Consider the following 5,956-nt stretch of genomic DNA (forward strand, 5'->3'; position numbering starts at 1 on the left):
GGTACGCCCCGGGCGCTGCCGGGTTCACCTCGCGGTACGGCCTGGTCCGGCCCCGCGAGGGCCGCTACCTCGCCGGGGTCTGTGCCGCGATCGGCCGGGCCACCAACACCGACCCGGTGCTCTGGCGGGTCGTGCTGGCCGTCCTCGGCTTCTTCGGCGGTATCGGCATCCTGGTGTACGTCGCGGCCTGGCTGATCATCCCGGGTGAGGGGGACACCGCCTCCCCGGTGGAGTCGATGCTGGGCCGGGGCCGGTCGAGCATGTCCCCGGTGACCGTGATCGTGCTGAGCATCCTGGTCGCGGTCAGCTTCGGGTTCATCGTCACCGATGCCTTCCGGGCCGTCCTGCTCGGTGCGGCCATCCTGATCGGAGGCGCGCTGCTGCTCAACCGGGACGGCCGGGCACCGGGTCTGCCGGCGACGGTACCGGCCGGCGCACCCAGCCGGGCCGCCCTGACCCCGGTGGCGCAGGCCACCGCCCGACCCAGCGCGACCCGGACCGCCACCGCCCGACCCAGCCCGCGCGCCACCCCGACCACCGGTGGCGCACCGACGTCGGGCGGGTTCACCGCCCGATACACCACGGTCGACGCCCGGGCCCTCGGTTTCACCGGCGAGGTCGTGCTGGACAACGAGGGGCCGGGCACCGCACGGGACTGGACGGTCACCATCACCCTGGGCGGCCTCGGGAGGGTCACCGGGGCGTCCGGGGCGGAGTACGCGCAGCAGGGCCGGACGGTCACCTTCACCGGCGCGGCGGTACCCCGGGGCCGCTCGCGGACCTTCCGGTTCGAGGTCGCCGGCATCGACCGGACCCAGAGCTGCACGGTCGACGGCGACCCCTGCGTCATGACCTGACCCGTCACGGCCTGACCGGGCAGGCGCGACCTAGCCCTTCTCCAGGTCGTCCAGACCGATGTTGTGCGTCATCAGCCAGCGGGCCAGCGCGGACATGCCGAACAGCCACAGCGGCGCCGACTCGGCGGTGCCGTTGGTGGCGTAGATGGCGAACCGCAGGTCCGGGGCCCGGTACGCCTCGATGCGCCACTTGTGGTTGCCGTCCCGCCAGACCGCCGCAGGATCCATGTCCCGACGGTAGACCGGCCCCGGGCGGGCCGGGGGCGGAAACCGGTCCGGACGGTCAGCGCGGCGGTCCCGCCCCGGCCCGCACCACGATCCGGGCGTCGTCCGGTAGCCGGCGGGTCACCCCCCGCCGGTCCAGCAGTTCCAGCAGCGGCACCGCCACCCGGCGGGTGGTGTCCAGCGCCTGCCGGGCGGTGCTCAGGGTGAACGGCTGGGGCAGTCCGGCCAGGACCCGGACCGCCCGGTCCACCGCCTCGGGCAGCAGCACCACCTGCTCGGCCAGCCGCAGCAGGGCACCGGCCCGGACCGCCGCGCCGATCTCCCGGGGCCCCAGGCCCAGCGCGGTCAGCCGGTCGGCCTCCGGCGCCCGGAACGGCTGCCCGGCGAACTCGACGCGGATCTTCTCCACCGCGTCGACGACCGGTCCGGGCAGCGTCGAGGCCGGCGCGGCGGACACCCGACCGCCGGTCAGCACGAGCGGGGGCGCCACCAGCGCCGTCACCAGTGCCCGGTCCGGCAGGCCGAGCGCCTGGGCCAATACGCCGACCGGCGCCCCGACCTCCAGCGGGTGCGCGTGCGCGTACCGGCGGACCTCCCCGGGCAGGCGCCGACCCAGCTCCCGCCAGTACCCCGGATCGGCGTACCAGTCCCCGGCCACCGGATCGCCGGTGACGGGTACCCCCATCCGGGCCAGCTCACCCCGACGGACCAGCTGCCGGCGGTGCAGTTCGCCGGCCTGGTCGGGGCGCCCGTCCAGGCCGGCCAGGACACCGGCGCGGGCCGCTGCCGCACCCCGGCGGGTCAGCGGCGGCGGGGCCACGTCCAGCACGGTCACCCCGCCGTTGACCTGCCGGCGTCCCGGGTCCCGCAGCAGCGCCCGGTCCCCGATGCGCAACGGCAGGGGCCGGGCCAGGCGCAGCCGGGCGGTGTCCACGCCGAGCGGGCGGACCCGGACCGGTACGGCCGCCGCGCCGACGTGCAGCACCAGCTCGGCCGGCAGGTCGGCGACCGGATCCCCGGTCAGCCGGACGTCCAGCAGGTCGGTGTGCCGGAACCGGTCGGGGGTGAGCAACGCGTCGCCCCGGGCCAGCCGGTCCCGGGACACCCCACGCAGGTTCACCGCCACCCGGGCGACCGCCGTCACCTCGTCCCGGGCGGTACCGAGGCTGTGCAGTCCCCGGACCCGGACCCGTTCCCCGGTACCGCCGAGTTCCAGTTCGTCGCCGGTGCGCAGCCGACCGGCGCCGAGGGTGCCGGTGACCACGGTGCCGCTGCCCCGGATGGTGAACGCCCGGTCCACCCAGAGCCGGACCGGGTCGCCCGTGGCCGGGGCGGGCAGCCGGGCGGCCAGCCGGTCCAGCGCGGCCCGCAGCTCGGGCAGGCCGGCACCGGTGGTGCCGCTGACCACCACCGCCTCGACCGGGCCGAGCGAGCTGCGGTCGATCTCGGCACGGGCCCGGTCGAGGGCGGGAGCCGGGTCGGCGAGGTCGGCCCGGGTCACCGCGAGCAGCCCGTGCCGGACCCCGAGGGCGTCGAGGGCGGCCAGGTGCTCGGCGGACTGCGGCATCCAGCCGCCGTCGGCGGCCACCACGACCAGGGCGGCCGGTACCGGTCCCACCCCGGCGAGCATGTTCGGCACGAACCGTTCGTGTCCGGGTACGTCGACGAACGCGGCGACCGTCCCGGAGGGCAGGGTGGTCCAGGCGAACCCCAGGTCGATGGTCATGCCCCGGCGGCGTTCCTCGGCCCAGCGGTCCGGTTCCATCCCGGTCAACGCCCGGACCAGGGTGGACTTGCCGTGGTCGACGTGCCCGGCGGTGGCCACGACGAACACGTCAGTCCCCCGTCGGCAGGTTCAGCAGGGCCGACCGCAGCCGGTCGTCGTGCTCCGGCGGGACACAGCGCAGGTCGAGCAGCAGCCGACCCCGCACCACCCGGCCGAGCACCGGCGGATCGCCGAGGCGCAGCGGTGCCGCGTACTCCTCGGGCAGGGCGAGCGCCCAGGAGTCCAGCTCGACCCCGGGTGCCCCACCGCCGCCGACCACCGCCACCGACGGCACCACCTCGGCCTTGCGGCCGGCCGCACCGAGCGCCTCCCGGAGCCGTTCGGTGCGGTCCCGCAGGGCGGTGCCGGACAGGTGCAGGGCGGCCCGGGTGGGGGTGGCCGGGTCGCGCAGGGTCGCGGCGAGGGCGGCCAGGGTGAGCTTGTCCACCCGCAGCGCGCGGGCCAGTGGGTGCCGACGGAGCCGGTCGACCAGGTCGGCCCGGCCGAGCAGCAGCCCGGCCTGCGGTCCGCCGAGCAGCTTGTCGCCGCTGGCGGTGACCAGGGCCGCACCGGCCCGCAGGGTGGTCGTCGCGTCCGGTTCGTCGGGCAGCAGCGGATCGGGTACGAGCAGACCGGACCCGATGTCGACCACCACCGGTACGTCGAGAGTGGCCAGTTCGGCCACCGGTACGGCGGCGGTGTACCCGGTGACGACGAAGTTGGCGGGGTGCACCTTGAGCACGAACCCGGTGGCCGGGCCGAGCGCGGCGGCGTAGTCGGCCAGGCTGGTGCGGTTGGTGGTGCCGACCTCCCGCAGGCGCGCCCCGGTGCTCTCCAGCAGTTCCGGCAGCCGGAACCCGTCGCCGATCTCGACCAGTTCGCCCCGGCTGACCACGATCTCCCGGCCGGCGGCGAGAGCGGTGGCGGCGAGTACCAGCGCAGCGGCACCGTTGTTGACCACGTGCACCGCCCCGGCGTCCGGTACGGCGGCGGCGAGCGCGTCGAGGGTGTCCCGGCCCCGCCGGGCCCGCCGCCCGGTGGTCAGGTCGAGTTCCACGTCGGTGTGCCCGGCGGCGGTGACCAGGGCCTCGACGGCGGAGGCCCCCAGGGCGGCCCGTCCGAGGTTGGTGTGCAGGACGACGCCGGTGGCGTTGAGCACCGCCCGGCCGGCCGGAGGCCCGCCGGGCAGGGCGGCGACGGCCGCGTCGGCGACCTGGTCCGGGCGCAGCTCGCCGCGGCGGGCCCGCTGCTGGGCGGCGGTGACGGCGGCCTTGACCCGGGGCCGGCCGTGCAGCTGGGCGGCGGCGGTCAGGCGCGGGTCGGCGAGCAGCACGTCGGTGCGGGGGATCCGCCGCCGGGGGTCCTCCGGACCGTCGGCCGTGGTCCGTCCCTCCGCCCCGGCAGCCTCCATGAATCCGGAGCATAGCCACCAGACCGGTCGTGCGCGCCGGATGGTCGCCGTCGGGTGGCACATCGCGGTCGTGGCGCCGGCAACACCACCCGAACGCACGGTAGCGGCACGGCAACCCAAGGTCTCATGCTCTTCGATGTGACCCATTTCGGCCCCGAGCCCACCCCGGCCTGGAACCAGGAGCTGCGCACCTCGGCCGCCGCCGTCGCCAGCCTCATCTTCGGCATCGCCAGCGCACTGGGCGGCTGCCTGGTCTGCGGCCTCCCACCGGTCGTCGCCATCGTCACCGGACACATCGGTCTGGCCCGTACGCGTCAGGGCAGGCTCAAGGGGCACGGCATGGCCCTGGCCGGCCTGATCATCGGCTACGTGCTGCTGCTCCCCACCGTCGTGGTGCTCTCCGTCGCCGTCCTGCAACCGGATCGCGCGGCGGACATCGTACGGGGCTTCGGGACCTTCGTCAGCAATCTCGTCGCCTGACGCCGCATCTGATCGCCCGCACCTCGGCAGGACGTGCCCCGGCGGGTTCTACCGCCGGGGCACGAAGGACCACGAACGTCTGACGGAGACGGACGGGAATCGAACCCGCCTGGCCCGGATCCCGGACCACACCGGTTTTGAAGACCGGGAGGAGCACCAGCCACCTGAACGCCTCCACCGGCAGCTAACCACACATGATCAGCGACCGCTGCGGGAGGCCGGCCGGTCACCCCTCAGCGGCCGGAGCGGGATCCACCGTCCCGCCCCGGGCGGCCAGCCGCTGCCGCTGCGGCACCACCGTGTACCTCGGGTCCTTCGCCGAGGCGACCCCGCCGTGGTAGATGCCGAACCGGGTCGCCGCGGAGGCGGCCAGCAGTGCCACGCCGGAGAGCGCGGAGACCACCCGGCTCCGGCGGCCGAGCAGCGCCCCGGCCACCCCGACCGCGGTCAACGCCCGCCCGGCCCGCAGCAGCCGCCCGGCCCGGCCGGTCCGGTACGGCTCACTGAGCAGGCCCAGCCGGTGTTCGATGCGGTGCGCACCGGCCAGTTCCAGGGCCGCGCCGGCCACCGCCAGCCGGCGCGCCGGCCCGGTCTCGCCCAGCGGCGCGGCCAGCAGACCGGCACCGGCCGCGCTGGCCAGCGCACTGCCGCCGAAGACGAACGGCAGTTCCGGGTACGCCTCGTGCCAGGACGGTACGGCCGTGTCGGCCAGCAGCACGGCGGTGTAGGTGGCCAGGGCCGGGGCGACCACGGCGGCGGCCCCACCGGCCAGGTCCCCGGTGCGGGGCAGCACCCGGCGGGCCAGTCCGGGCAGGCCGTGCCGGGGCAGCAGCGGGGCCGCCTCGGCGACCGCCGCGAGCCCGGCCGCCGGGCCGAAGGCGGCGAGGATCCAGGTGCCCATCGACATCGGCGACGTCGGCTTGGCCACCCGCAGCATGTGGTGGAACCGTTCCGGCCGGCCCAGGTCGTTGATCAAAAAGTAGGTGCTGGCGCCGAGTGCGCCGAGCGAGGTGAGCCGGGCGGCGCGACGCAGCCCGGGGCGGCCGGTCACACCCGCACCGGCGGCGAGCAGCGAACTGCCGGCGGCCAGCCCGCCGGTGAACAGGTACGCGGCGATGTCCCAGCGCCAGACCGGCCCCTTGAGAATCGGCCGCCCGTAGTAGCTGCGGAACTCGGCCGGCGGGACGTTGCGCGGTTCGCCCCGGTCCCCGCCCCGAC

General features: G+C 76.2%; 6 protein-coding genes and 1 tRNA gene. 2 read left to right on the plus strand and 5 right to left on the minus strand.

Annotation, left to right across the window (positions count from 1 at the left end):
• Positions 1–857 (plus strand): PspC domain-containing protein (locus GSF22_RS36180; protein ID WP_208817184.1); only part of this gene is annotated, 857 nt, incomplete at its 5' end.
• Between the two features lie 30 nt (positions 858–887).
• Here the strand turns inward: GSF22_RS36180 and GSF22_RS29480 are convergent.
• Genes GSF22_RS29480 through selA form a run of 3 tightly spaced genes read right to left on the minus strand, consistent with a single transcriptional unit; the run spans position 888 to position 4,258 of the window.
• The gene (locus tag GSF22_RS29480) at positions 888–1,085 is read right to left on the minus strand and encodes a hypothetical protein (protein ID WP_208817185.1); all 198 of its coding nucleotides are present in this window, start codon (positions 1,083–1,085) and stop codon (positions 888–890) included.
• Between the two features lie 55 nt (positions 1,086–1,140).
• The gene (gene selB / locus GSF22_RS29485; protein ID WP_208817186.1) at positions 1,141–2,916 is read right to left on the minus strand and encodes a selenocysteine-specific translation elongation factor; all 1,776 of its coding nucleotides are present in this window, start codon (positions 2,914–2,916) and stop codon (positions 1,141–1,143) included.
• Between the two features lies 1 nt (position 2,917).
• On the minus strand, positions 2,918–4,258 hold the full coding sequence (gene selA / locus GSF22_RS29490) for an L-seryl-tRNA(Sec) selenium transferase (protein ID WP_208817187.1): 1,341 nt from the start codon (positions 4,256–4,258) through the stop codon (positions 2,918–2,920).
• A gap of 138 nt (positions 4,259–4,396) precedes the next feature.
• Here selA and GSF22_RS29495 point away from each other — a divergent pair, with 138 nt between their 5' ends.
• Positions 4,397–4,738 (plus strand): DUF4190 domain-containing protein, encoded by a 342-nt coding sequence (locus GSF22_RS29495; protein WP_208817188.1) that lies wholly within the window; start codon positions 4,397–4,399, stop codon positions 4,736–4,738.
• An 83-nt stretch (positions 4,739–4,821) separates the two neighbouring features.
• On the opposite strand, the gene GSF22_RS29500 is transcribed toward GSF22_RS29495, so the two are convergent.
• Both GSF22_RS29500 and nrfD read right to left on the minus strand, forming a co-directional pair.
• Positions 4,822–4,914, minus strand: a tRNA-Sec gene (locus GSF22_RS29500).
• Between the two features lie 50 nt (positions 4,915–4,964).
• Positions 4,965–5,956 (minus strand): NrfD/PsrC family molybdoenzyme membrane anchor subunit (nrfD, locus tag GSF22_RS29505; protein WP_244454350.1); only part of this gene is annotated, 992 nt, incomplete at its 5' end.

The sequence above is a fragment of the Micromonospora echinofusca genome, assembly GCF_017614955.1.
In the GTDB taxonomy this organism is placed as follows: Bacteria; Actinomycetota; Actinomycetes; order Mycobacteriales; family Micromonosporaceae; genus Micromonospora; species Micromonospora echinofusca_A.

What these genes read in the sequence shown, in the direction of transcription:
- GSF22_RS29480 (WP_208817185.1), bottom strand. Translation starts at nt 1,085, where the DNA reads ATGGATCCTGCGGCGGTCTGGCGGGACGGCAACCACAAGTGGCGCATC.
- selA (WP_208817187.1), bottom strand. Translation starts at nt 4,258, where the DNA reads ATGGAGGCTGCCGGGGCGGAGGGACGGACCACGGCCGACGGTCCGGAG.